Origin of the sequence: Streptomyces sp. NPDC050315 (assembly GCF_040655775.1) — a bacterium.
Lineage (GTDB): Bacteria > Actinomycetota > Actinomycetes > Streptomycetales > Streptomycetaceae > Streptomyces.
In genome coordinates, this window is record NZ_JBFAKN010000001.1 from 944,256 (window position 1) to 968,885 (window position 24,630).

Sequence of the window (24,630 nt, forward strand, 5' to 3'; positions counted from 1 at the left end):
ACGTTCCTCGCCGACTGGTCGGCCAAGCGCTCGATGACGGCCGCGCCGAACTGCGTTTTCTCTCCGGCACAGACCACCTGCACCAGCGCAAGACCACTGCAGAACAACACGGCACTGGACGAGGGGCCAGCCGGACAGTCGACACCCCCGCGAGCAGGCCGACGAACGAAGACGGGGGCCGCCGGGCGGGCCGCGCAGTGGCCCGCCGCCACAGGCCCGTACACACGAAGCCGCCCTCCCCTGCCCGACCGCACCGCACACCCGCCGACAGCGCCAGACAGCCACAGCACTGCACGCCGCCCGAGGACCACGAGACGCGGACAACCCACAGCAGTGCGGCCAGTCGGCACGCGGCCCGGACAGAGCGGCCGGCCAGCAGCAGTGCAGAAGACGGCTGGCGTATCGCAGCGATCAGTCCATATGGTCAGTCAGCTTGGCGGTGCTCACGATGCGGCTGCCTTCGTAGAGTTCGATGACCTCGCGGTAATGGTTCTGCTCGCGGTTGATGGCCAGCTCGCGATGACCCCAAGCGCTCAGGTCCCGGGTGTAGTTGTCGCCTGCGTCGATCTGCATGATCCAGCGGCCCTTCCCCGCACGCTTGGTGCGTAGCCGCACCGCTTCATGAGAGCTGGCTCTATCGCTGGCGGCGATCGCCCGGTTGCGAGAGCCGCAGACCGGACAGGACTGGTTGACGTCACCCAGGACCTGGTCGCAATCGCGACACTGAACGGTCACCAGCTCCTCTACTGGCTGGGCAGCCGGGACTCGGCTGCGCACCGCCACGGTCTTGAGCAGGCGATCATGAACGCGGCACACCTGCCATGTCTCACTGGTCTCCTCTTTGAGGGTGAGCTCCACGGTGTGCGTCCCCTCCTCCTGGCACTCGTCCACCTCGCATTTGGTCACGTGGCGTTCAACGAGCCGGTCACCGATCGGGTGGCACCTTGTGAGATCGGTACCGGCGAGCCATCAAAGTCCGGCGAAAACCCGATTCGTACAGCCGGGGCACGTGCGCCGCTCTGTAAGGTGATGACACCCGGTCAGTCCACCGCACACGGCGGCCCGGCGCACGGCGGCTGCCGCAGATCGGCATAGACCCGAACCCGCAGACCGGGCGCTCCAGGCTCACGCCACGGCGCAGACGGCCCCGTACACGCCCACGGCCCGGCCAGAGCCTCCGCCGCCCGCCGCGATCTCCAGCGCGGTACCCAGAGCCGACGGCAAGGAGGAGGTGCCAGGCCGGGACCGGGGACGGGGACGGAACGGCGTGTGCCGTGTGCGGCCGGGGTACGGCCGCACACGGCACCGGGTGGGTCAGGTCGTGGCGAGGGCGGTGGTGGCGGCTTTGCCGATGGCGGTGGCGGCTTGGGCGGGGTCGGTGAGTTCGAGGAGGGTGGTGCCGGGCAATGGGCAGGGGCCTGGCTCGAAGGCGAACCAGAGGACGGCGCATCCGGCCTTGTTGAGGGCCGTGATGCGGTCGGCCGCGGGGGCGGCTTCGGCGGGGCGGTAGTAGCCGTCGGAGGCGATTACCAAGAGGCGGCCGGCGCCTGGTCGGGTGAGGCAGAGTCCGGCGGTCAGGGCGTCGATGGCCTCGGCGAGGCGGTGACGTTTGCCGTCCGCGTCGAATTCGGTGACGCGGTTGGGGGTGCGGCCGGGTGCGGTGATGGCGGTCAGTGCCCGGTCATAGGCGACGGTGGCGCTGCGGGAGTCGGGGTCGGTCAAGGCGGTGGCCCGGGCGAGGATCCAGGCGGCCGAGGCGATCGGCGCGGCGGCTGGGCGCATGGAGCGGGACACGTCCACCGCGATCCCCACCCGCAGCGGCGGAGTGGGAGTGGGCCGGTGTTCGGTGCGCAACCAGGGGGTCGCGGTCGGCGTGGCACCCGCGGCCCGCTGCGCGTCGCGGGCCAGGGCCTGACGCATGTTGAGGCGCCCGGGCGGCGCGGCCGAGGCGGTGACGGTGGTGGCCCGTTCCCGGTAGGCGGCCGAGCGGAGGGCGCGGGCGAGGCGTCCGGCGGCGGCCTTCTCCGCCGCGGTGGGTGGGCGGGTGCCGTACACCGGTGACCGGTAGCCGCTCCTGCCAGGTTCCCAGGGGGCGTAGGGGCGGGCGCCGGGGGCGAACACCTTCTCCGCGATCTGGGCGGCCTGCCGTTCGCTCGCCCGTTGGGCGGCCTTGGCCTGGGCCCGGGCGGAGTGCGCGGCAGTGGCGCGGACCTGGGCTGCGGCCTGGGCCGCCTCGTTCGCCTGCACCTGGCCGACGACCGCGCCGATGGCCTCGGCCAGCTCCCCGGTGCGCCCGTCGGTGGCTGGGTCAAGGGGTGGTTCGGGGCCGGTGGGGTCGGTACCGAGGGCCTGGCACCAAGCGCGGGCATGCTCCAGCATTGCCTGCCCGTCCTCGTCGCCGGTGGCGTGGGCCGCAGACCAGATACTGGCGAGCGTGGCCAGTTTCTCGGGGCCCAGGATGCGGGTGACGGCCTGCTCGAGGGCTTCGGTCTCGTCGGGGTCGAGGATTCCGGCGTCTCGGCGGGCGAGGATCAGGCCAGCGGCTGCTGCCGCCTGCCAGGGGCTGCTGGGCGTCTGGGCGGTGAAGTCGGCCAGGACCAGGGTGCCCGCGCTGGCCCGCAGGAAGACGCGATCGATGGGGCGGCGGCCCAGGTGGGTACGTTCGGCGCGGGACTCCTCCAGTAGCGCCGCCGCCCTGTCCAAGGCCGTGCCGCGCAGGGCGGGAGGGGTGGTCCAGCGGCTGTGGGCGGCGTGGGCGGCCTCATGCACCAAGGCGCCCCAGGCGACCGGGTAGTTCTCCTCATCACCGGGCCGCCTCGGGCGGATGCGGGATGGCGGGTGCGGAGCGAAGAGCGCGGTGTCGATCTCCAGCGTGGCCGTTGTCGGGTAGAAGGCGGCGGGGGCGCCGGAGCGGGTGCCCATCTCGCAGGTGACGATCACGTCCTCGCGGTCGGCGAGTTCCGGCAGCCGCTCCGTCAGGGCGGCGGAGATCCGCAGCCAGTGGGCGGCCTGCGGCCGGGGGCGGGGTTCGACGGCGGGGCCGCCGTCGTCCTCCCAGCGGGCGATGCCCAGTTCGGCCTCGGACAGGGCGGGCGGGGCGGGCTGGACGTGGGCGGGTGCAGACATGGCGGTTCGGTCCCTTCGTCGGGGGGATGAGTGGTGGTGGCTGGGGCCGCCGCCGCGGAAGGCGGCGGCGGGGGCGCCCTCAGAGTTGGCGGCCCAGGGCCAGGGCGGTGACCGGCCTGCCCAGCGCCTTGGTGACGATCTCCGCGACCGTGTCCCGGTCCTCCAGCGGCGCGATCCCCACCAGATTGGCGAAGGCGGCATCGGTGCCCAATACGTCGGCGATCTTCTGGAAGGCGATCAGCTCCCGCAGTTGCGGGGCCCAGCCCACCTCGCCTGCCTGCTGGCCGGTGGCCAGGTGCCGGGCGATCCGCACCGCCGTCCGATTGATCTTCAACGCGGCGGCAAGGTCGTAGTCCGACCCGACCTGGACCTGCACGCTGAACCGGCTGGCGAGCGCCTCGGTCAGCACCGCCCCGTGCACGCCGGGGTTGTGGCCTGCGATCACGTAGAAGCCCTCGGCGGCCGTGATCGTCTCGCCCTTGTGCGCCTTGACTTGGATCTGGCGCCGCCCGTCCATCGCCGGATACAGCGCCGCCAGGACCTTCGGCGAGATCAGTGTTGCGTCGTCCAGGAGCAGCGCCCGCCCCTCCTGCATCGCCGTGATCAGCGGCCCGTAGACGAACTCGTACCCGCCGTGCCGGTCCTGGGTGTACTCGCCGACCAGGTCGCCGACCGTCGTGTCCCCGTCCCCGGCCACTGTGATCAGGTCAGGGAAGGCCGCCTCGATCAACGATGTCTTCCCCGTTCCCGGCGGGCCGTACAGCAGCACCGGCACTCCTGCCTCCCGCAGCCGCCGCAACGCCTCCACATCCGGCAGATCCGCCAGCGCCCTCGGGTGGTAGCGCTGCCCGTTCGGGCGGGTGATCGGTTCCGGCTTCCTGCCCGAAGGCGGGACGGCCTGCCGGGGTACCGTCGCGGATACGGATGGCTGCTTCGCGGGCGAAGCGGTGTTTCTGGCGGGAGTCGTCGGCACGGCACGCTGCGCGGCGGCCATCGTGGTTGTGGTTGCCCGGTACGTGCGTGGATACGAACCCACGCGTTCGGCCTCACCGCGCTTCACCAAGCTCTCGCAGGCGTTACCGATCGCGCCGCCCGAATTCCCGAGCCACTTCACGAGCCTCGTGACACTCAACGGAGTCCCTGGGTTGGCGGCCAGCGCCTCGGCGACTCGGGCCCGCAACTCGCCCGGCCGCGCCTTCCCGGCAGCGGAGGGCCTCGCGCCCCCTGACGCTGCGGCCGCAGTCGCGGTGCTCGATGCGATGGGAGTGGCTGCCGGCGAAGGAGCGGAGCTGGGCGTCACAGGCGGCGGTGAGGCAGTACTGGTCATCACGAGACCTTCCTTTGACCGGCGAAACGGTGGTGTCCGACCCAGAGCGGGGATCTCGCCGTTTTGGGCACACTCCACCCATAATTCGAATTCGAATAGGAGTCGTGCGGTGGGATTCTCACCCCCGGGTTTCCGGGATTAATTTAAATATAGCTCGCCTCGGCGTGGACCTGAAGCCGATTCCGGCTTGGAAATACTGGAATTCTCGTGAATTCGCGACGGGAATGGAGGGTATTTATGGGTGTGTAATGCGATCGGTCGCGACCAAGGGGATGTGCGACCGATTCGCAGGCCCGAGGATAGGGACCCCGTGTTGTTTTCGAGTGAGCACTCGAATGGTCGTCCACCTCAGGCAGGCGGCTACCGCCTGAGCCTCGCCGGTGGCCGCCGGCGCCAGTGATCATGTGTTGGTACGGCGAACAAGACGGAGCTGGACGGGGCAAGGCGTTGAAGTAAGGAGCTGCCGGCGGCCGGAAAGGCGGCATAAGGCCATGCGGCCGGGCGGGGTGCGACGATCGGGGATGTTTTATCTCCCGATACGAGTCGGCCCGACGTAGCCGCCCCCGTAAGGGCGCCACGCTGGGCCTTTGCTCTTTCTGAGGCGTCCTGTCCTAGGGCGACGTACGACTGGACGGATGATGCGACGTACGGTGCGACCTTGGATACGACTGCCCATTCTCTGAACTCTGCTCATCGAGTCCAGCGTGTGCACAGGAGAGGAGAACTGGCAGAGCGCGTCGAGTTTCCTTACTGGGCTCGGCATCAAGTTCACGGAGTTGTTGCTGGAGCAGGCGGTAGGTGCGGATGACGGCGTCGTGTCGGCCCAGTTTCGCCTGGACTGTCATCACCTCGACGTGGAGGGGTTCGTTAAAGGCGTCGAGGGTTATTGCCCGTTCGAGGAAGGCGAGTTTGTCGTCACCGTCCTTGTGCGAACGGGCTGCGCACGTGATGGCGTCGAGGAGTCGGCGGCGCAAGGCGTCCCGCTCGCTGGCTATCCAGTCGTACGGAGCGCCATCCAGCAGAGGGCCTCGATAGCAGGCAGCGGCTGCCGCGACCGCGTTACGTTCCTTTGTTGTATCGCCCACCCGCCGGGCGAACTCAGCCGCTTCTAGACGCGCGATCAGGCGGGCGAGATCCGTACTTATGAGAGTGGGATTCAGCCGGTAACGGTCATTCGTCCGCAACAGGAAATGAGAGTTGTCGGGTGTGGCCGCGAGAGCGCGGAATTGTTTGCGGACGTTGGCCAGGTTGGTGTGCAGCGATCCGCGCCCGGTCTGACACGGGGCATCAGGCCAGAGGGCGCAGGTGAGTTCATCTGCCGTTGCACCGGCGGCATGCGTGGCGAGGAAGGCGAGGGCCTCTCGCGCCTTGCTGCGCAGTCCGGTGGTCAGGAGCTGTCCGGCGACACGTATCTCGAACGGTCCGAGGACGCCGAGTTCGACGAGGGGAGCGTCTGAGGCTTGTTCCTGTGCTTTTGCGGGAGTGGTCGAGGCCGTACGTGCGTCCTCCGGCCGTTCCTCGACCGGTTGATCCAGCGTATTCGAATTGTTGACGTCGGCGTCTTGGGCGCAAGCCGATGTCGCAGCCTTGAGCACTCGGAGGCTGGGGCTGACGAGTAGCCCAGCGAGGGAGCGACGCTGGGCCGCCGCTTGCAGTACGGCGCTGGGTGATGCAGCGAACTGCCGTGCGCGGCCCGCGTACCAGATGGCCTCGCGCAATGTGTCGAGGATGAAGGCAGACCAGGTCAGCCAGCACAGCAGATACGGTGCTGGCGGCAGGAGGACGAGAAGACCTTCATTCGCCTGACCAGGGAACTCGCTCCGGCCCGCCGGCAGGTGATGAGAGATGGGCGGGCTGTGCGCGTAGTGGAGCAGCAGGTAGGGCGGACCCGCGAGGAGGACCAGGAATAGGAGCAGACCAGCTGTGCCCCGTACAACACGCCATGCGGTGGACACGGCACGAGAACGAGAGCGTGTGCGAGGGGTTCTCATGGTCCTCCTCCGGATGCGTGCGGAGTGCTGGGTGTCGACGCCATGGGCAGGGCGGGGCGGGGCATTGCGCGGGCCCGGACAGCAATGGAGTCGTCGGCGAGCTGCGGCTGCGCTGCGACAGTGGCCCTGCTCGACCTCAGAAACGACATGTCGGCAGCGTGGGAGCAGGCCACGTCAGCATGGAGGATCATGACGACCGTCCCCTGCCGCAACCATCCAGCACTTCAGGATCGAAACCAACGTCGGCCAGCTCCTCTGCCGTGTCCGCACGCAGCGATGCCATCGCAACCGGCCTGCGGTCCGGGCCGGGGCGCAATATCTCATTCGAGAGGAGCCGCGGGCCGTCCGCATCGACGACCTCCCGTACAGAGGACACCGTGCTGCAGCTCGTACCGTCCCATGCCAGGTGCACCACGAAGTGGACGGCGGAGGCGACCATCTGGTTGGTGGCCTCCAGCGACAGGCGTTCGGGCGACTGAATGGCGTATGCGGCGAGCTTCGTGAAGGCCGCCCGGGGCGTAGAGGCGCACAAAGTGGAGAGTGAGCCGGAGCCGCCCTGAGTCATCGCGTCGCACATCGGCACCACCTCGGCGCCCCGGATTTCCCCGACGATCACTCGGTCGGGAGCCATTTGAAGAGCCCAGCGGACCAGTTCGGCCTGGCTGGCGGCGCTTGTGCTCTTGCCCTTGGCCTCGTGGGCCTGCAGCGCCACCACGCCCCGGTGGAGGCCGTCGCCCACCAGGCCGAGTTCGAAGGTGTTCTCCACTGTGATCAGCCGTTCCGTGGCCGGGATCTCGGCAGCCAGCGCCCTCAGCAACGTAGTTTTGCCGACCTTGGTGTCGCCCGTGACGATCACGTTTTTCCGGGCCAGCACCAGGGCACGCAGCAACTGCGCCACGGGCTCCTCGAATGTGCCGGCCTGCTGGAGCCCGTCCAGGGATGCCTTGGGGGTGTGGTGTCGGCGGAGGGAGACCGACACTCTTCCGGTCTGCCCCATCACCACAAGCAACCGTGAGCCGTCCGGCAGCACAAGGTCCAGCCGAGGCGCGCCGCGGTCAAGCCGTCGTACCTGGTCACTCGCGCGAGCGGCTAGGCAGCGTAGCTGCTCGATGAGTTCGGTATCAGAGCCGGCAATCGGCGCGGCCCGCTCCTTGCGGCCGTCGGCGTATTGCACCCAGACGTCGTCGCAACCGTTCGTATCGATGCCTTCGATCTGCTCGTCTTCCAGAAGCCGCTGCAGACCGGCCGGTCCGAACAGTGCATCCAGCACTGTTTCACGCACCCGTCGTTCTTCTCCGGCCGAGAGCATCTGCCCGCCGCTCACCAGTGCGCGCCCGGCCCGAGTATTGAGCTCGTCGCTCAGCAGCTCCGCGGCCAGGGCACGCTGTTCCGGGAGCGTCAGGACGGCCTCACCGGCAGGTTCGACAGCCGTCATGTGCTCAGCGAGCCGCTGAGCGACGCACGTACGCAAGTCATCTGCCAGAGCGCGGTACTCGTTCGGAATCCAGGCGGCGTGCATGTCCGCTTGCGGAGTCGGCACGTCTTTGCGGCGTACGGAACACGTCGTCATGACCGATCACATCCCGACATGGTGGCCGGAGCCGGCGGCCGAACCCGCATGGGCGTCCGTCCCTGGTGCCCGCTTCGAGTGCTCACCGCTGGCCAACGCACAAGCGAGGTCTGTTGCTGCCCGCTCCAGTCGACCGGTACGGCCAATTCGCCACGAGGAGCTCGGCTGGCTGCCATCCAGTGCATCGGCGCCCTTCGCATCCCAAGGAAGCCGCACCGTCGGTACCCCAATGGACTCTTCGACCTCGGCTGGGTCGTACACGCCCGAGCCCACGAGCACGAGCTGCACCCGTCCCGGAGCAAGTGCGGCCAGACACCGTGCGCGGTCGGCAGCATGCACCAGTGCCGGAGCCGACTCGCCGCACACCAGGAGCACCTGATCAGCGACAGCGGTCAACGACCAGGCCGGTGACTCGCGCCGCAGCCTCCCGCAGTCGGCCAACGCTACGATCTGACCGCGACATTCTCCCGCGCACCACAGATCCTCAGGGGCGGGGTGCCGGGCCAGGACTTGCAGTGCGGCCCCGCACTGGGCCGTGTACAGCGGGGCGCAGACCGCCAACAGCCCACCCGGCAGCGGCTGGGCGTGGCCGGGCAACACCACAGGGTGTCCGCCGCCCTGGGTGTCTGCCGCCAGCGTCAGCAGTCCGGGTCGCTCGGTCAGCCTGTAGCGGATAGCCAGGTCCCCACCGTCCGGATCAGCCTCCACGACCACCGGGCAGGCCGGCATGGGCCAGCACGACCCGAGTGCCAGCGCCGTGGTCGTGGTCCCCGGCGCCCCGGATGCGGAGCAAAGCACGATGAGTGTCATCGCTGCTCGCCTCCTCGAAGCGTGAGGGCCAGGCCATTCGCCTCAGAGACAGGGGGCGCGCTACCAGTAGCGGCATCGAGCATCGCGTACGCGGCGCTGGGGCCGAGGATGGCCGTCGCAGCTCGCCGAGCTACGGGAATCGAGAATGGTAGAGAAGGCATGACGCCTCCTTCCGGTGAATCCCCGAGCGAATCTGTCCCCCTGCTCCGCGTACACCCCTCCCGGAGCGGTCCATACCGCTGGAGCACGGCTGCGACAGCGGGTGTCGCTCGCTGCTCCGGGCCATCAGCCCCTACGACTCCGCAACGCGACGGCGTACGCAGTGGCTGTTCCGCACGTCCTGAAACCCTCGAACCGTCCGGAGGCAGTGGCACGACGTACACCGAAGGAATGCACATTGCCCACGGCGCTTCCTGCAATGCAGGACGTACCGCCATCGTGACCGGCGGAGTGCGCAAAGAGGAAGGAAGTGAATCTGCTAGCAGAATCACTTCCTGTAGGTGCAAAGAGCACGTAGTTCGTTAGCAGCATGCCGCTCTGCCACCACGTCTACGGTGCCGTCCAGCTGCCGCATCTCACGGCCGACCTACCTCGGGGCAGATGGCGGTCCGTGTCCATGCCGCCCTGGCGTCGCGAGGTACGCGAGCGAGGGCGATCTCCGCTGCACGTACCGAAACGTTCCTGCTCGGACTCCTCCGATTCACGCATACGCCGACCGGGTGCACATTGACTGCAGTTGTTCCTGCGACGGCCGAACAAGCAGGACGCGCCGCCATCATGAGCAGCAGAACGCGCCGGGAGGGAGGAAGTGGCTCTGCCAGCAGAACCACTTCCTGCAAATGCGAAAGACACGTATCCGTCGGCAGTAGTCCAGCCGCGTGAGAGGAACCACGTTGTTGGAAGAATCCCGTTGTGGCCGTGAACAGTCCCGGCGGCAGCAATTGCGTTCCCTACTTCAAACCGCGCGATCCAGGCTCACGCGCGACGCAGTTGGTCTTCCCCAGCCGTACGGCCGGTGCCGGGACGAGGGCCTTCGCCAGGAAGACGTCGCCGAGCTCATCGGCAAGAGCGTCCGGTGGTATGCGTCCTTCGAGCGCGGTGAAATCCCCTTGCCGGGGGTGCAGATGATCCAGCGCATCGCCGATGTGCTCCACATGGAGGGAGGCAAGCGCAGCGCCTTCTACCTCCTGGCCGCCGGCCACACCCCTCCACCTCTGGCGCCCGCTGACACGGTCCTTGAACCTGTGTTGCGGTCCCTCGTAGCCGCCCAGGGACCGAATCCGACGATGGTCACCGACTGCGCCTGGAACGTCCTCCTGTGGAACGAAGGCATTACCGACTGGTTCCTTGACCTTTCCGCCCTCGCCCCTGAGGACCGCAACATCGTCATCTGGCTCTTCTTTCACGACCTGGCCCCCGAACGCGTTGGTGGTATCGAGGAAGAGCGCCGGGAAATGCTCGGCCGATTTCGCGCCTGGTACTGCCGCTACCCGGGAGAGCCGCGCATCGAGGCAGTACTCAACCGACTCCTCAAACATCCTGAAGCCGCCAAGCTGTGGGAAACCGTGGGCCCACGGGAAGACCCGGTGGTGCAGTTCCGGACCATCCACCACCCTCTCCACGGCCCCGTCGACATTCCCCTCATCACAGCCGATCTGCCCCGGGGAATGCGTCTGGTTACCTTCCTGCCGCCCTGGCACAAGCTGCCGCGTAGCCTGCTCGACCGTCACAACCGGGCGGCCGGTGACGTCTCCGCTGTCCGCTGCAACGAGTCGACCCCCGTTCACGTCAACAGACCGCCCGCTGAGCGGAACTGACCTGACGGCGCTCACCGTGACGACTGTGGCCCCAGGTGGCGGGCGCGAGCTCTTCTCAGGCACGATCAGCAGCGCTAGCCCTGGAGCTTGACCGCCACGTTGACTGTCGTTCCCTACAGGGCCTTGCCGTGTCCTTGCCGCTCTGCCCTGCCCCTGGAGGCATCAATGCGCCGACCGTCGCCCCAGGGGGCGCTGTCTGCCCCGTATACCGTGCAGGTCGCTGATGGTGTGTACGCGTACATCCAGCCGGATGGGGGCTGGTGTCTGAACAACGCCGGGTTCATCGCCGGGCATGACGGCACCGTCGTCATCGACACCGCCGCCACCGTGACCCGGGCCCGACGCTTGTACGAGGCCATCCGCGCCACCGGGGCTCTCGCGCCCCGCTACCTGATCAACACCCATCATCACGGCGATCACACCTACGGCAACGCCGTCTTCGCTCCCGAGGCGACGGTTGTCGGCCACGTCGAATGCCGCCGCGAAATGCTCGCTGCGGGGGTTGACCTGCCCCGGATCTGGCCGCATGTGGACTGGGGTGACATCACCCTCACCCCACCGTCCCTCACCTACACCGACACCTTCATCCTTCCCTCTGGCGCCGACGCCCCCGAAATACATCTCATCCATCCCGGCCCCGCCCACACCACCAACGACACCATCATCTGGCTCCCGGAGCTGCGGACTGTCTTCACCGGCGACCTCATCTTTTCCGGCGCCGCTCCGTTTGTCCTCTCGGGCAGCCTTGAAGGGTCACTCGGCGCCCTGGACCGGCTCCGCCGGCTCGGCGCCACGACCATCGTTCCGGGGCACGGCCCCGTGTGCGGGCCGGAGGTGTACGACGTCACCGAGAACTACCTGCGTACCGTGCAGCGCCTGGCAGCTGACGGGCACGCCGCAGGCCGCACCCCACTGGAGACAGCCCAGAGCGCCGACATGAGCGGCTTCGCTCACCTGGCCCACCCCGAGCGTCTGGTCGCCAATCTCCACCGTGCCTATGCCGAACTCGACGGAGCGCCGCACGGCGTGCCTCTCCCCATTCCCCCGATCCACGCCGACCTCGTCACCTTCAACCACGGTGCACCACTCGACTGTCACGCCTGAGAAACGAGCTCCCGAGCCGCATATGGGCGGCCGATGCGTGTCCGGTCCGGTGACGGTGGCTGTCAGGGACGGATCACCATCCAGGCGACCTTGGCCGACCTGCCGCCCGTGCCGGTACCGATGCGGCGGAATCCCCAGGCGCCGTCGGTGAGCTGGTGGACGATGTGCAGGCCGCGGCCGCGTTCGGTCAGCAGGTCGCACAGTGCGTCCAGTTCACCGCCACGGTGTTGAGGTTCGGGAAGGAACAGCGCCGTTGTCGGGCAGGCCGGGCGTTGCGGGATGTGTGGGTCGTGGTCGAGGACCTCACAGATGATCTCCGAGGAGGCGCGACGCAGGCGCAGTTCGTAGGGGCCCACGGCGTGTTCGGATGCGTTGGCCACGAGTTCGGAAGCGGCGAGCACCGCGTTGCTGAGAGCTTCGCCGCGGACGCCCATCAGGTCCAGGGCGCAACCCAAGGCGGTACGGGCACGCGCCGCGGGGGCAGGCGTACAGCTGGTCCAGCGCCACAGCACTTGGGCCGGTGCGGTCGAGGGGATCATCGTCGTCCTCCTCGTGCTGCGTGGCGGCCGCGCGTGACGCGGCGGTGCCGACCGGTCCCGGGACGGGTGCAGGCGCGCACCTCGGCGAGGGCGAAGGGGCCGGCCGTGGGGAGGAACGAGAGCAGCAGGACGGTGGACAGCAGAATCGGCGTGGTCACAAAGACCTCCACGGTGATCGCGGTCGATCGGACGCGACCACGACACCGTGGACTCGGCGAAGAGCGGAAGCGTGCTCTGACGCGTAAATAAGAGCAGCTCAGGGTTGTTACAGACATGGCTGTGCGGGTCCGTTGCTAAGCCAACGGACCGGTCGGGCGAAGCTGTCAGGCCGTGGTCTGCAGGGGGTTGAGGGTGACGGTGTAGTCGAGCTGGTTGAGCTGGGTGACGGCGCGTTGGGTGCCCCGTTCGGGATCGCGTTGGGTGTAGTACCCGCCACCGAGATCCTGGTACGGCTGGTTTGTGGTGAGCATGTGCCAGACGGCGGTGGCGATCGAGTGTTCGAGGGCCACCACGGCCTTCAGTGCTCCGCGTCGGGCGATGAGTCTGCGGAAACGCGCGTTGAGATAGGTGTTCTTGGTGCGGGACACGCTGAGTGCGGCCACGCCCAGGGCACCCTTCAGATACGGAATGGCGGCCCTGACCCGGGTGTTCTTGACACGGCCGGCGGACTCGCACTGCCCCGGGCACACCCCGGCCCACGATGCCAGGTGCCCGGCGGTCGGGAAGCGGCCCATGTCGCCCCCGGTCTCCGCCACGATCACCTCCGCCACCGTCTGACTGACCCCAGGGACGGTGGTCAGCAGTCCCAGCGCGGGACGAAAGCGGCCCGGGAGGTTCTTCACCTGGCGGGCGTTGACCAGCACCACGTCCAGTCCCTCGGACAGCACATAATAGAAGAGCTTCCAGTAGTCGCTGGTGGCCTCCATCACCACCAGCGATACGTCTCCGCGAGCAGGTGTTCGCGCAGATCCAGCACCGCCCGCGTGGTCGCACCCCACGTCGTCGTCGCGCTGGTGAACAAGCCCCGCGCCGCCAATTCGGCGTCCTTACGCACGCCTTGGCGTCGCGCTTGCCAATGTCCATGCCGGCACAACGCTCGTGGAGAACGTCCATGATCCGCTCCTGACGATCCGACCGACCTCAACCGCCGTCCTGGGAGGACCAAGGCGGTGCAGGAACCTGACGCTCGTGCTCGCAGCAACACTCCACGGTTCCCGTGGACGGTCCTCAGCACCACGCTCACCAACGAGCTGACTCGCATCACTGAGCAAAACGGCTTCGGCCAGAACGAACCTCTCCATGGTCCCCGCTCCGCCTAGACACCCGCCAGAGCGCACAGCGGGCCTAGGACGCACGCCACCGGATATACCATGCCTCCGGAGCGCGCCAAAGACGCGCTGAGTCGCTCACCAGGTCTTTCAAGAACTTGTCGCAGCGACGGCGGATCATCGACGATGGCGTCGAGGGCGGTCAACAAGGCTCGTGTCCCTGCTTGAGGTCAGCCCTTCGGTTAACTCCTGCGTCGTTGTGCTGCGACTTCCGTTTCGTTCAGGCGAGGACGTTGACCTGGGCGTGCCATTGGTCGCCTTCGCGGAGGAGGAGCGCCCGCAGTTCATGCGTGCGGGGAGCACCAGTCTGTTGCCATCGATGGACGAGAGCGCGGAGGGTCTCAAGCGCGGGAGAGTCCGGGCGGTCGGCGATGAGGTGGTCGTCGGTGACGATGGCGGCGTGAGCGGTGCCGTTCGGGGCGATCGAGCCGATGCCAGTGCCCGTGCCCTGGGCGAGGGTGGCTTCGAGAAGGCCGTCCGGGGCGGTGGCGATGAGCCAGTTCTTCAGGTGGAAGTAGTCGGAGCCGGGCACCGGGGTGGACTCGATATGCGGTGTCTCCGACAGGGAGATGAGAAGTTCACCCGCGGTGTTCGGCTCGTCTTCCCCGACCATGGCGAGCGACTGGTCGGGGTGGTGGGGGTGCACGGCACGAGTGACGGAGTCGAGTGGGCGGGAGGTGATCATGGGGGTGTAGCCCCCGTGGTGGATCTCGACCGCGTGCGGCTGGTCACGGTCGTCGACCGTGACGCGGGCGATCGCGTACGCGCCGGGTAGCGGAGAGATGCGCACGCCGCACAGGAGCATGCCGCCGGGCTTGAGCTGCTGGAGCCATGCGTGGGGAATGGCGGGTGGGGTGGTGCCGACGAGAACGCGATCGTACGGAGCATGGGGTCGGTGGCCGAGGAGGCCGTCGCCGACAACGACGGTGACCCGGTGCCCGTGCTCGGCGTAGAGGGCTTCGGCACGCTTGGCGAGCTGCGGGTCGATTTCGACGGCGGTGACGTGTCCGTCAGGGCCTGCGAGCTGCGCGAGGAGGGCGGCGGAGAGGCCGGAGCCGATACCGATGTCCAGGACGTTGGCGCTGGGTTGGACGTTGAGCATGCGCAGGTGGCGGTGGGTGACGGTGGCGGGGGTGCACGGGCGGACGGCGCGGCCGTCGGCGCCGTGGAACTGCTCGGCCGGTACGGCGGTGATGGCGCGGTCGAGGGCGGTCTGGGCGGTGTCGGGCATCAGGCGGTCCTTGGGTCAGATACGGAGGGTGGTGTGGAAGGGGCGGTCGGGGGTGTCCGGCTCGCCGACCGGCTGGGCGGCGGCTTCGATCCAGGCATGCGACTCGCACGGGTCGAAGCGGCAGCCTATGCACCAGTCCACGGACCGTCCGCGCATTGCCGTGTGGAGAAACGCAGCCAGTGACATCTCCAGACAGGCGGCGCGGCTGGGGAAAAACTGGCTGGCCCAGTCGCGCGCGGCGATCGCCTTCGCCGCCTGTGCCGGCGAGGCGGGACGCCGAGTGCATCGCTTGAGGAGGCGGGCGGTGGCGAGGGTGACGCGCAGCGGGGCCAGTTGCACCAAGGCCGTGGCCACGGTGAGCGTGGCGGCGGCCGCGATGCGGGCGCGCAGCGGCGGACGCTGAGTCCGGGTGGGTACAGCCATCGGGATGCTCACCGGCGCCACCTCCGACGGCCGGGCGTGCGGAGCAAGCCGCGGTCGTACAGCTCTTGTGTCAGGGTCCGCATGTCGGCGCGTACCTGATCCGGATCGGCACCATAGTGCGTCGCGACGGCGTCGGCGGCTTCGTCGATGGTGGTGCCTTCGGCCACGTGGCGCCACCACAAGGCACCTGGAGCTGTGAGGGCGTACCAGCGGCCGCGGCCGCGGATGTCGAGGAGCATGGCGCCGCGTTCGGTGATCGTGGCATGCACAGTGGAAGCGGGTCGGAGATCAGACATGGGCTGACGCCTCCGGTGCCGTATCGATGACCGGCCGCGAGCGGTGTTGGTGCAGCCACAGTTCGGCGGTGACAAGCGCTTCGAGGGCGGCCAGCCTGCCGGGAACTCCGGAGGCCAGGCGCTCGAGTTCGACGCGAGCAGCGGAAGCGTCGATCCACCCTTCGGCGGCGAGTTCGCTCTGAGCCAGGAGGTCGTGCAGCACATCGGCGTTGCGACGGATCCCGGCGTACGCATTGCCGTCGTAGGCGCCCTTTGTCCTGCGTCGCAGTAGCCAGTCGGGGACCAGACCCTGGAGGGCGGCGCCGAGCAGCGGTTTCTGCGCCGTGGTGGAAGAGCGTGCGGCAGTGGGGATGGCCATCGCGGCGCGGACCACGGCGTTGTCGAGATAGGGCGCATGGTGGGGCAGGCCCAACGCGTGGGCCTGGTTGCGCAGCTCCGCCTCGTACGTGCCGAACTCGCGCAGCTCCGCCCACGCGCGGTGGATGCTCGTGTCGCGAGGGTGGATGGTGCAGTGGTCGGCCGCTGTCGTGGCGCGCAGCGAGAGGCGGCGCCGGGCTTCGGGGGTGAGCCAGGCGCGGAGGCCGGAGGCCATGACCCAGTGAAGGCGGGCCGGCGGTTCCGGCCGTGCAGTCGCAGGGGCGGCGGCAATGTCGCGAGCCAGGTGGCGTAGGGCCTCGGAGTGCGTGGTACGGGACAGCCGGACGGCTGCGGCGACGACCGCGTACACAGGGAAGTGGCGCAGTCGGGCCCGAGCCAGGCAGTGGTGCAGCAGAACCGAGGCATCACGGAGACGGACGAGGTCCGCAAGGTAGGAGGGGGAGGCGGCGAGCAGAGTGTCGGCTCCGGAGCCGGTCAGGTGCACATCGCTGCGGTGCTCGATGCACGGTCGCTGGTAGGAGGCGCGCATGCGCCAGCGCGCGGCGTCGGGAAAGGGCTGGTCAGTGACGGGGGCAGCCAGGAGTTCGGCGAAGAACAGGCCCTCGGGATCGGTGACGAGAGCGTGGTGCACTTTCCGCTGGCCTTGGGCGGCTCGTTGGGCGTAGTTGACGTCCTCGTTGAGACTGGTGGCGTCGGCGTCCGTGACGGCGAGCACGTCGGTGTTCGCGGTGTCGGCGGCCAGGAGGACCAGCGAAGTGGAGTCGAGGCCGCCGGAGAAATCCGCGGTGAGCCGCTCGGCGGCCCGCGCACGACTGGTGACCGCAGTGACGAGCGCCTCGCGCAACTCGCTTGCTGCGTCGGTGAAGGAGAGGAGGCGTGGCTCCTCGTACGAGTGAAGTGAGTGCCGACCTTGCCGGTCGACGACCAGGGCGTGGCCACCGGGAAGCCGCCGGATGCCCTGGAACGCGGTTCCGGACCCGGTGATCTCCGGGACAGTGGGGCACAACAGGCGGGCGGTGACCGTGGCGTGGTCCACCGCCGCCCCGACGCGGTCGGCAAGGGCTCGGGCCGATGTCGACCAGTGGGTACGACCTGCGTGCTCGGTGAAGTAGACGGGCCGCGTGCCGGCTACGTCGGTGAGGACCGCTGTCAGCCAGCCGTCATCGGCAATGGCCCAGTAGCTGCCAGGCCATCGCGTCAGCGCGGACCACTGACCAGAACTCGCCGCGCGGAGGCCGTCGTGAAGCTGCCTGTCGTCGGCGTAACAGCTGCCGATGACAGCCAGACGCAGTTTCCCCTCGCTCACTACCCTGCGCGCGTCGCCACGGAGCCGGCCGCGCAGCACGGGAGCGTGTTCGCCCCGCCAGAGCCGAGATGAGCCGATCACGGACACGTCATGGCTGATGAGATGAAACATTCCGTCTCTTCCGTCTCGTTGCTGGGGCCGGGCAGGAGCCGCAAGGCTCCTGCCCGGCCCAGGAGGGCGGCTTACTCGAAGTAGCGACCCTTGTCGGCGCTGTCCTCGGCGTACTTGCCGAGGGTCACCTTGGATACGACGTCCAGTTCGATCAGTTGCGGGGCGCTGTAAGCCTCGCGGGCTACGCGCGCCGTGGAGGCTGCTCTATGTACCGTGGCGGCTGTGCGGGCCGCGGGGCGCTGTTCCTTCGTCCCGTGATCGGTCATGATCGCTTCCCTTCGTCGGTGAATCGAATTGCCGCCGCCACGCGCATCGGACGGGCTGGGCGCTGAGGCGGACGTCTGGGGGCGTGCAGCCGGCCGACACCGGTGATCGACTGCTCGGGAGAGTGGAGGCCGCGGACGGAGGCGATTCCCAGCGAGTAGGGAGCGGGCCAGCGCCGACCCATGTACATACGACGAGGTGGTCCGATAGAAGAAGCTGCCCTCTCGCAGCCCCGATCACGAGGCCACCCCGCTGCTCTGGCCGGAACGGACTTTGAACTCCGCCCATACCACCTTCGACTGGCCGGACTGGGACCGGTCGACGCCCCATGTTTCCGCGCACTCCGAGACCAGGAGCAGCCCTCTACCGGACTCGCTGCCTGCGTCCGTCGGCCGTACCCGTGGCACACCCGCCCCGGCATCGCGTACTTCCACGCGAAGGACGCAGTCGGTGACCGACAGCACGACAACGAACTGGCGAGCGTCATCCCCGCCGTGCACCAGCGCATTGGTGACGAGTTCTGACACGCACAGCTGGATGTCGTCGCACCGCTCGGCCACGTCCCAGGCGGCCAGGGTGTCCGAGGCGAACGCTCTCGCCGCGCACACCGAGACCGGCTCGGAGGCGAACGCCCGCCGCCTTGGCTGTGGCTGCCAGGTGGAGTCTGGGTGGGGTGCCATGGCCTCTCCGTCCCGGGGAGTCTCCTCCTCCCGCTTGGTGGATCTCCAAGAAAGCGCCTCGGCGGATCGCGAACCAGAGCAGAATTGCTGCACGTACGAGGCATCCATGTCGCATAGCAGGGCACGACCTGCGATGCCGGGCTCCGGCAGGAGCCACCCGTTCCCACAGGGAGAGAATGGGTCCATGGCGCTGAAACGGCACGGTTTCGTTCGCCGCCGCCGCGCGGTGGGCTTCACTCAGGAGGGCCTGGCCGAGGCGATGAGCGTGGAGCGTTCCACGGTCTCTCGCTGGGAATCCGGAAAGGTCTCCCCGCAGCCGTATATGCGGCCGCGGCTCGCCACCGTGCTGCAGGTGAGCGTCGAGGAACTGAGCGAACTGCTGGCGGTGACCGCCGAGGACGAGCCGCCGTCCACAGATCGCACCCGCTACGCCATGCGGTACCCCTCGCGGGTCGACCTGGTGACCGCCGCCGAGCTGCGGGACGGCTTGCAGACCCTCGCCGACCGTTATGACCAGGTGTCTTCGGCCACCCTGCTCGCGCAGGCCGGGCAGCACGTCAACCAGGTTGCCTTCCTGGCACGCGAAGCGCCGGCGGGACGCGTACAGCGTGAGATGCATCTGCTTCACGCGGACGTCGCGACCTTCATGGGCCAGCTCGTCTGGGACGCCTCGCAGCGACACGACCACGGCACTGCGCGGTCGTACTACGCCCAGAGTCTGGACGTGGGGCGCCATCTACGTGACCGCGTCGCTGAGGGGCACGCCCTCCTGCGCACCTGCTATGTGGCTCTCTACGGTGCCAACGACTACCGCGAAGGACTTGCTCTCGCCCTGGAGACCGCCCGGACGACCCGCTACACCAGCCACGTACTCACCGGCCTGGCCATGCTGCATGCCGCCGAAGCGCACGCCTACCTCAATGAGCGATCCGAATGCGAGCGAGCTCTGGCCGGAGCGGAGCGCCATCTTGAGCAGGCCGACAGCGCGGACGCCGCGCACGACTTGTTGTCTTCCACCCATTACGGCCGGATGGCAGGCTCTTGCTATCTGACGCTCGGCGACCATGGCAGAGCGCAGCGCTTTCTGGAGGGCACGGCGGCGGACCTGCGAGACCGACGCAAGTCTCGGGCGATTGTTCTGGGCAATCTCACACTGTCGCGGATCCGCGAGGGCAAGCTCGATGCCGCACTGGCATCCTTCACCGAGGCCGTGGAGGAACTGCACGGCACGCGCGGAGGTGGTGGAATGAACATTGCCTTCCGAGCCGCCCGCGAGCTGCGACCCTGGAGAAGCGAGCCCGCGGTACAAGAAGCGCAGGACCGGCTCATGGCATTGATGGAAGCAGCGTGAAAGGTGGGGCGGACGTGGACGCGCAGGTCGATCAGGAGAAGCAGCGGATACGGGAACGCGTATGGGACTTGCTCGACGCGGCCGACGCTGTCCATGACGCTACCGCCCACGGCCGCATCCCGAACTTCAAGGGCTCCCAGGAGGCTGCCAACCGCCTGGCCGGCCTGCCCCAGTGGGCCGCAGCACAGGTGATCAAGGCCGTACCCGACAAGGCCCAGCTCCCGGTCCGCGCCCGCGCTCTCGCCGAGGGCAAGACGGTATTCATGGCCGTACCCAAGCTCGCCGATCCCCGCCCCTTCTACCTCCTGGACCCGGCAGCCCTCACCGTCCCACCCTCCGAAGCGGCATCCAGCAAGGTCGCCGCAACCATCGCCCCGAAGGTCGACGTCGAGTCGATGCGACCGGTCGACCTGCTCGTGGTCGGCAGCGTCGCAGTGAACCGCGCCGGCACCCGCATCGGCAAGGGAGCCGGCTACTCCGACCTGGAGTTCGCCTTCCTCATGGAAGCCGGACTCATCAGCCCGCAGACGGTCGTCGTGACCACCGTCCACACAGATCAGGTCCTCGACGAGGACCTGCCCTCCACCACACACGACTTCGGCGTCGACCTGATCGTCACCCCCGAAGAGGTCATCGCCTGCCACGCTGCGCACCGCCCGTCCGGACTCGTCTGGGAAGACTTGGACGCCGACAAGATCTCCTCGATCCCTGCCCTGGCCGCTCGGGTGCCCGGACGCTGAACCGAGCGGGCACCGGACCGTGAGCGCCGGTCAGCTGGCCGAGCCATTGATGTCTCCGACGGAGGGCCGTCCGTACGGGCCCGGTCGTATCCCGGAGCGTGCATGGCCGGGTCTTCTGAGCATCGCGGTCGTCCCGCGGTCGCCCCGCTCGATCGGGCAGCGCCTCGATTTGCCTTGGCTTCCCCGAGGCCGGTCTCGACCGTCCCCGGCGGGCAGCCGCAGGCCCTCACCGCCGTCGACGCCGAGCACGACATCGCCGCCACCCAGAGCGGGTTCTACGAATCCAAGGACGGCGGTAAAACCTTCACCAAGCGTCTCGCGGTTGCATCCGGCGACGAACACTGACAGCTGCTGCCGCGGCGCCGTTCAGCCGCCGCGGCAGCGCTTTACCCGCTCATTGCTCTGCGGCACGGGTGGGCGAAGCATGCCGCTGCTGCGAGCAGGCATGCCGACCGCGGCTCAGTGTGCGTGAGGCATCGGCTCCGTTCTCCGGTCCAGGCCGGAGTCAAACACAGTCGGCGGCCAACACTGAGTCAGGCAGCGCGCCGCTTGGGGCGCCGTTTGTGCTGCGCGGTGTGCGTGCGGACCCATTCCTCGAGCCGGTCGATGGGAACGACCGGCATGGTGGAGGTGAGCACGCGCGGAGACGCGAGGTCCCGGCTGGTCACGATGACGGGGAGTACCGTCCAGCCCGCCGTACCGCCTTCGATGTTGAAGTGGGTCAGCGTCGAGGCCAGATGCTGCCGGACCCACTGCGCACGGCGACCGAGTTTGAACTTGGCGCTGTCATCCCCACGCAGCAAGTCGTCGGCTTCTTTGGCCATCTCGATCGGGTTGCGCGCCAGTTCGAAATCTTTGGCTTCCGCAACGATGATCACGCGTTGCGCAGTGTGGAGGCCGAGAGCGTCGATGTCGCCAAGGTCGTGCCCCTCGGCGGAGACGAGCCGACGGCCTGCCAACTTGGCGATGCCCCGAACGGCCGGGCGGCATCCGCCGGCTTCCAGCCCGTCGGCGACCCGGGTCTCGAAAGCCTTGTTGTGATCTTGGCGAATGGAGCCCATCAGCTTCTTCATGGGCCGGGAGCTGCCGCGGAGTCGGCCGGAGTAGACGAGGGACATCCAGTAGACGCCACTGGTCCAGATATGGCGGGCTCCCCAGACCAGATGTGGGCCAGTAGGGCTGTCGATGCGCACGAGGGGACGCTTGGCGTAGGACCACTCGCGGTTGTAGCGCCACGGCAAGGCATCGGTCTTGACGGACAGGAATGCGGCGCGAGGACGCAGGCTCAGCCGGTCGAGAAACGCCTCTGCCTTGTCGTGGGGCCAGTTCAGAGCCGTACACAGATGGTCTTCAACGATCGTCGCGGTGGCAGTGAAAGGTTCGGTGGCGCAGAGTTCGTCGCCCAGGGCGATGAGCTCGCCGATGCCCTCTCCCACGTCTGTGAGGGTGAAGCCGAACTCAGCGAGCATGGCTTCTTCCACGGCAGCGGCCGGCTTCTCCGGCTGAGGGGATGTGTCGGGCGCGGTGTGCCGTTGTGGTGCGGTTCGCAGGAGGTCTTCGGCTCGGGCGGTGGCGAGAGCTTGTGTGCCGGTCTCGTACTGGTCTCCTCGGGAGACGCCGAGTCGGCCGGAGGCGAGCATCGCCAGCTGAACGTCGGAGAAGCCGTAGTGGATTGCGTCCGAGAGAGTGGCGCGGGAGATGAGCTCTGCTGCCAGAGCGAGAAGTTGGTCGTAGGTGTCCAGGGTGAGCTGTTGCTGTCCGCTGGGCGGTGTGGCGGCCACGTACTCGATGAGGAAGCGGCTTGCCTGAGCGGCCTCCAGACGCTGTTGGCCGGTGCGGGCGAGTTCCCTGGCCGGTTGGCTGGCTGAGCCGAAGCAGGCGATGCGCGCGGCCAGAGTGGCGTCGATGGTTGCGTCGTGGTGGATGAGTGACTCATGACGTGCCACCAGGCTTTGCACCAAGCCATCGGGGGACAATCCGGCGACGATCGCGGCTATACGCTGGAAGTAGTGCTCCACTACCTGCTGCAGAACCTCGGTCCGGCGATCGGTCGGAATACTGCCCTGGGGAAGACCATCAGCGGCCAGACGGTGGCCCAGTTCATCGAGGACAGCGGCCGAGGCGGCGGGTTGCACCAGCCGGGCACCGGGCAGTCGACCAGCACGCAGAGGAACCCGCTGGTGGGGTTTCACATGAAGTATCTGCTTGTTCCCCGGTGGCGCGATCTTGTCGAGGAGAGCGTCCAGATCCTCGGCCGCGCCAGCGGCCTGAGCCATGCCGTCGAGCAGGGCCCGTGCCAGGAGGCGATCGGTACCGTTGCCGTCGCTGAGCAGAGTGGCTGCGCCCTGTACACGCAGCGCCAGGTGCACCCGGCCTTTCTCCATGTGGGTGACCTCGACCCACGGGTGCTCCTGCTCGGCTGCCGGTTCGCCGTTCAGCGCTGCACGCCACGCCGCCGGATCGTCGAAGGAAAAGCTGAAGTACACGCTGGCTGTCGGGGCAGCCGCCCGTATCAGGTCCGGTGCCGCCACCGATATCTGCCAGGCCCAAAACGCTGCCGCGTCCAGCACCATGTCGTGGAAGTCGCCCAGGCCCTCGGGTACCTCCTGACCGCCGGGGCCCAGCCATAGGCGTGCCTGTGGCGTCTCCACCAGCCAGTCGCGGTCCGGTACATCGGGGTGGGTGCGGTAAATGGGCGCAGTGGCCGGGCCGTGGACGGCCGTCACCGGCACAAGAGCGGGCCAGTGCGGGCTGCGCACATGGTGCTGGTCGTGCCTGCGCTGAGCATCGATGCGCAGAGACGCGGCGGAACCGGGTTCGACGGACAGGGCGGTGGGCCGAGCGTCATCGGACAGGTAGTAACTGTGGTCGTGCTCGCGGTAGAGGCTGTAATTGTCCAGCGTGCTCCAGGAGAAAACGCGGATGTTCTGATGCAACTGGGTCTCAGCTTGCCCGAATCGCCACAGAAACAGGGGGTCAGCGCCGTCAAGGTCTGCCATGACCTGCAGCGCCTCCAGAGGTGCTACCAGGATGGGGCCCGGTCGGCGGTGATCGGTGAGCCCGACGAATGATGATCTTCCCAGCGTTTCGTCGACGATGATGCGGAGAGTGCGCGGATCGTCCGGCTGTGGCTCGCCCGGCGGGTCGACGATGTTCTGCGCGCGTAGGCCGACATCGTCGACCGGCCAGTGCCCCAGCGGTTCGGCGTCGTCATAGCTGGACAGATCATCCGTGACGACGGCCAGGTCGAGAATCTTGTCCTGCGCGAAGGTGAAACGTCGCCGCATGACCAAAGGATCAATGGTCTGCTCCGCTCCGTCGAGCGGCTCAGCTCCGCACAGGGACAGCAGCCGACTGGCCCTGTGCAAGGTCTGCTCACGGAACAGACGCGCAAGGGCTGGCCGGCAGCCGTGCCGGCCGGCCAGGACGATGAGGTGGTGGCGCAGGGATGAGGCCAGTTCGCCAGGATTCGCGATGACCAGGCCCTCTTCTGTCGTCAGTAGCGGCGTGAGGACGAGCCCGTCGTCTGGTCCGCGATCCGAGGTGAACTGGTGCTCACCGGGCGTGAGGCACATCGCGCCGAGGAGGGGAGCGACGTTGGGCGGTACGAGGGCGGAGCACGAAGCGGCATCAAAACTCACCGCCTCCTGCAGCGCGTTCAACGCCTGCTCCCCGGGGACCAGCACCTCCTTGTTGGCGTCCGGCGGGGCGACACCGCGCCCCAGGCCGGCCCGGCGCAGCATGGTGTCACTGAGCCGCAGCACCGCTTCGACCAGTGCTTTGGCGTCGGTGCGGAAGCCGGGCGGCAGGTCACGCTGGCCGACAGGATCAAAGATGCTGGACAGCAGCAGGCTCAGAGTGTGGGCGGAATGCGATGTCAGCCCTTGGGCGACAAGGAATGGCCCGCCGTGGAACGCGATTTCCGCGGTGTACAAGTCGTCGTAGAGGTCTTCTTCGGCTCGGATGTGAGGTCCGCTGACCACCGGTTCCTTCAGCAGTGACCGGAGTCTGCTGGGCGAGAGACGGGGTGCGTCCGGCCGAGCGGGAAGGCTGGCGCCGATGGCTGCCAGGCGCTGCAGCCGCAACAAGCGAGGGATATTCTCCGTTATCAGCTGCAAGGCAGCAGCCGATCGGGCGAGAGCAGGCCCATCGACGTCCTGCCACGGTCTTGTGGTGAGCGGACTTCCAGTCATGGCCCCTCCTGACGAGCTTCAAAACGCCCGATCCCTGCCGTATAT

20 protein-coding genes and 1 pseudogene are annotated in these 24,630 nt (G+C 68.1%); 5 read left to right on the forward strand and 16 right to left on the reverse strand.

Annotated elements, in window-relative coordinates:
* Window positions 1–411: 411 nt before the first annotated feature.
* From AB0I82_RS04160 to AB0I82_RS04185, 6 genes are all read right to left on the reverse strand, one after another.
* Window positions 412–858 (reverse strand): hypothetical protein, encoded by a 447-nt coding sequence (locus tag AB0I82_RS04160; protein ID WP_363255501.1) that lies wholly within the window; start codon window positions 856–858, stop codon window positions 412–414.
* A 182-nt stretch (window positions 859–1,040) separates the two neighbouring features.
* A complete protein-coding gene (locus AB0I82_RS04165) occupies window positions 1,041–1,301 on the reverse strand; it encodes a DUF6207 family protein (RefSeq protein WP_363255502.1) in 261 nt (86 codons plus the stop codon).
* Between the two features lie 13 nt (window positions 1,302–1,314).
* Window positions 1,315–3,126, reverse strand: coding sequence for a hypothetical protein (locus AB0I82_RS04170; RefSeq protein WP_363255503.1), 1,812 nt, complete (start codon window positions 3,124–3,126; stop codon window positions 1,315–1,317).
* Window positions 3,127–3,205: 79 nt separating this feature from the next.
* The gene (locus AB0I82_RS04175) at window positions 3,206–4,453 is read right to left on the reverse strand and encodes an AAA family ATPase (protein WP_363255504.1); all 1,248 of its coding nucleotides are present in this window, start codon (window positions 4,451–4,453) and stop codon (window positions 3,206–3,208) included.
* Between the two features lie 611 nt (window positions 4,454–5,064).
* The gene (locus AB0I82_RS04180; RefSeq protein ID WP_363255505.1) at window positions 5,065–6,408 is read right to left on the reverse strand and encodes a BTAD domain-containing putative transcriptional regulator; all 1,344 of its coding nucleotides are present in this window, start codon (window positions 6,406–6,408) and stop codon (window positions 5,065–5,067) included.
* A gap of 223 nt (window positions 6,409–6,631) precedes the next feature.
* Complete coding sequence (locus AB0I82_RS04185) at window positions 6,632–7,879, reverse strand: ATPase, T2SS/T4P/T4SS family (RefSeq protein ID WP_363255506.1); 1,248 nt, start codon at window positions 7,877–7,879, stop codon at window positions 6,632–6,634.
* A gap of 1,838 nt (window positions 7,880–9,717) precedes the next feature.
* Between AB0I82_RS04185 and AB0I82_RS04190 the strand changes: the two genes are divergently transcribed.
* Both AB0I82_RS04190 and AB0I82_RS04195 read left to right on the forward strand, forming a co-directional pair.
* Complete coding sequence (locus AB0I82_RS04190) at window positions 9,718–10,641, forward strand: helix-turn-helix domain-containing protein (protein WP_363255507.1); 924 nt, start codon at window positions 9,718–9,720, stop codon at window positions 10,639–10,641.
* Window positions 10,642–10,728: 87 nt separating this feature from the next.
* Window positions 10,729–11,745: an MBL fold metallo-hydrolase gene (locus AB0I82_RS04195; protein ID WP_363255508.1), complete on the forward strand. Its 1,017-nt coding sequence runs from the start codon at window positions 10,729–10,731 to the stop codon at window positions 11,743–11,745.
* A gap of 62 nt (window positions 11,746–11,807) precedes the next feature.
* On the opposite strand, the gene AB0I82_RS04200 is transcribed toward AB0I82_RS04195, so the two are convergent.
* From AB0I82_RS04200 to AB0I82_RS04240, 9 genes and pseudogenes are all read right to left on the reverse strand, one after another.
* Window positions 11,808–12,284: an ATP-binding protein gene (locus AB0I82_RS04200; RefSeq protein WP_363255509.1), complete on the reverse strand. Its 477-nt coding sequence runs from the start codon at window positions 12,282–12,284 to the stop codon at window positions 11,808–11,810.
* Window positions 12,281–12,442, reverse strand: a complete 162-nt coding sequence (locus AB0I82_RS04205; protein WP_363255510.1) for a hypothetical protein — start codon at window positions 12,440–12,442, stop codon at window positions 12,281–12,283. Before AB0I82_RS04205 ends, AB0I82_RS04200 begins: the two co-directional genes overlap by 4 nt.
* 165 nt (window positions 12,443–12,607) lie before the next feature.
* Window positions 12,608–13,397: pseudogene (locus AB0I82_RS04210) on the reverse strand (transposase).
* A gap of 435 nt (window positions 13,398–13,832) precedes the next feature.
* On the reverse strand, window positions 13,833–14,843 hold the full coding sequence (locus tag AB0I82_RS04215; RefSeq protein WP_363255511.1) for a methyltransferase domain-containing protein: 1,011 nt from the start codon (window positions 14,841–14,843) through the stop codon (window positions 13,833–13,835).
* Between the two features lie 15 nt (window positions 14,844–14,858).
* A complete protein-coding gene (locus AB0I82_RS04220; RefSeq protein WP_363255512.1) occupies window positions 14,859–15,266 on the reverse strand; it encodes a lasso peptide biosynthesis B2 protein in 408 nt (135 codons plus the stop codon).
* Between the two features lie 8 nt (window positions 15,267–15,274).
* A complete protein-coding gene (locus tag AB0I82_RS04225) occupies window positions 15,275–15,562 on the reverse strand; it encodes a PqqD family protein (RefSeq protein WP_363255513.1) in 288 nt (95 codons plus the stop codon).
* Entirely contained in the window at window positions 15,555–17,357 is a 1,803-nt protein-coding gene (locus AB0I82_RS04230; protein WP_363255514.1) for an albusnodin/ikarugamycin family macrolactam cyclase, read from the reverse strand. Before AB0I82_RS04230 ends, AB0I82_RS04225 begins: the two co-directional genes overlap by 8 nt.
* Before the next feature lie 71 nt (window positions 17,358–17,428).
* The gene (locus AB0I82_RS04235; RefSeq protein WP_363255515.1) at window positions 17,429–17,623 is read right to left on the reverse strand and encodes a hypothetical protein; all 195 of its coding nucleotides are present in this window, start codon (window positions 17,621–17,623) and stop codon (window positions 17,429–17,431) included.
* 234 nt (window positions 17,624–17,857) lie between these two features.
* Entirely contained in the window at window positions 17,858–18,301 is a 444-nt protein-coding gene (locus AB0I82_RS04240) for an ATP-binding protein (protein ID WP_363255516.1), read from the reverse strand.
* 184 nt (window positions 18,302–18,485) lie between these two features.
* Between AB0I82_RS04240 and AB0I82_RS04245 the strand changes: the two genes are divergently transcribed.
* From AB0I82_RS04245 to AB0I82_RS04255, 3 genes are all read left to right on the forward strand, one after another.
* A complete protein-coding gene (locus AB0I82_RS04245) occupies window positions 18,486–19,652 on the forward strand; it encodes a helix-turn-helix transcriptional regulator (RefSeq protein ID WP_363255517.1) in 1,167 nt (388 codons plus the stop codon).
* Window positions 19,653–19,666: 14 nt separating this feature from the next.
* Window positions 19,667–20,392, forward strand: a complete 726-nt coding sequence (locus tag AB0I82_RS04250; RefSeq protein WP_363255518.1) for a 5-formyltetrahydrofolate cyclo-ligase — start codon at window positions 19,667–19,669, stop codon at window positions 20,390–20,392.
* A gap of 174 nt (window positions 20,393–20,566) precedes the next feature.
* Window positions 20,567–20,737 carry a hypothetical protein gene (locus AB0I82_RS04255; RefSeq protein ID WP_363255519.1) on the forward strand — a complete coding sequence of 57 codons (171 nt, stop codon included), beginning with the start codon at window positions 20,567–20,569 and terminating at the stop codon, window positions 20,735–20,737.
* A gap of 188 nt (window positions 20,738–20,925) precedes the next feature.
* Here the strand turns inward: AB0I82_RS04255 and AB0I82_RS04260 are convergent, their stop codons facing one another.
* A complete protein-coding gene (locus AB0I82_RS04260; protein WP_363255521.1) occupies window positions 20,926–24,480 on the reverse strand; it encodes a hypothetical protein in 3,555 nt (1,184 codons plus the stop codon).
* Window positions 24,481–24,630 lie beyond the last annotated feature (150 nt).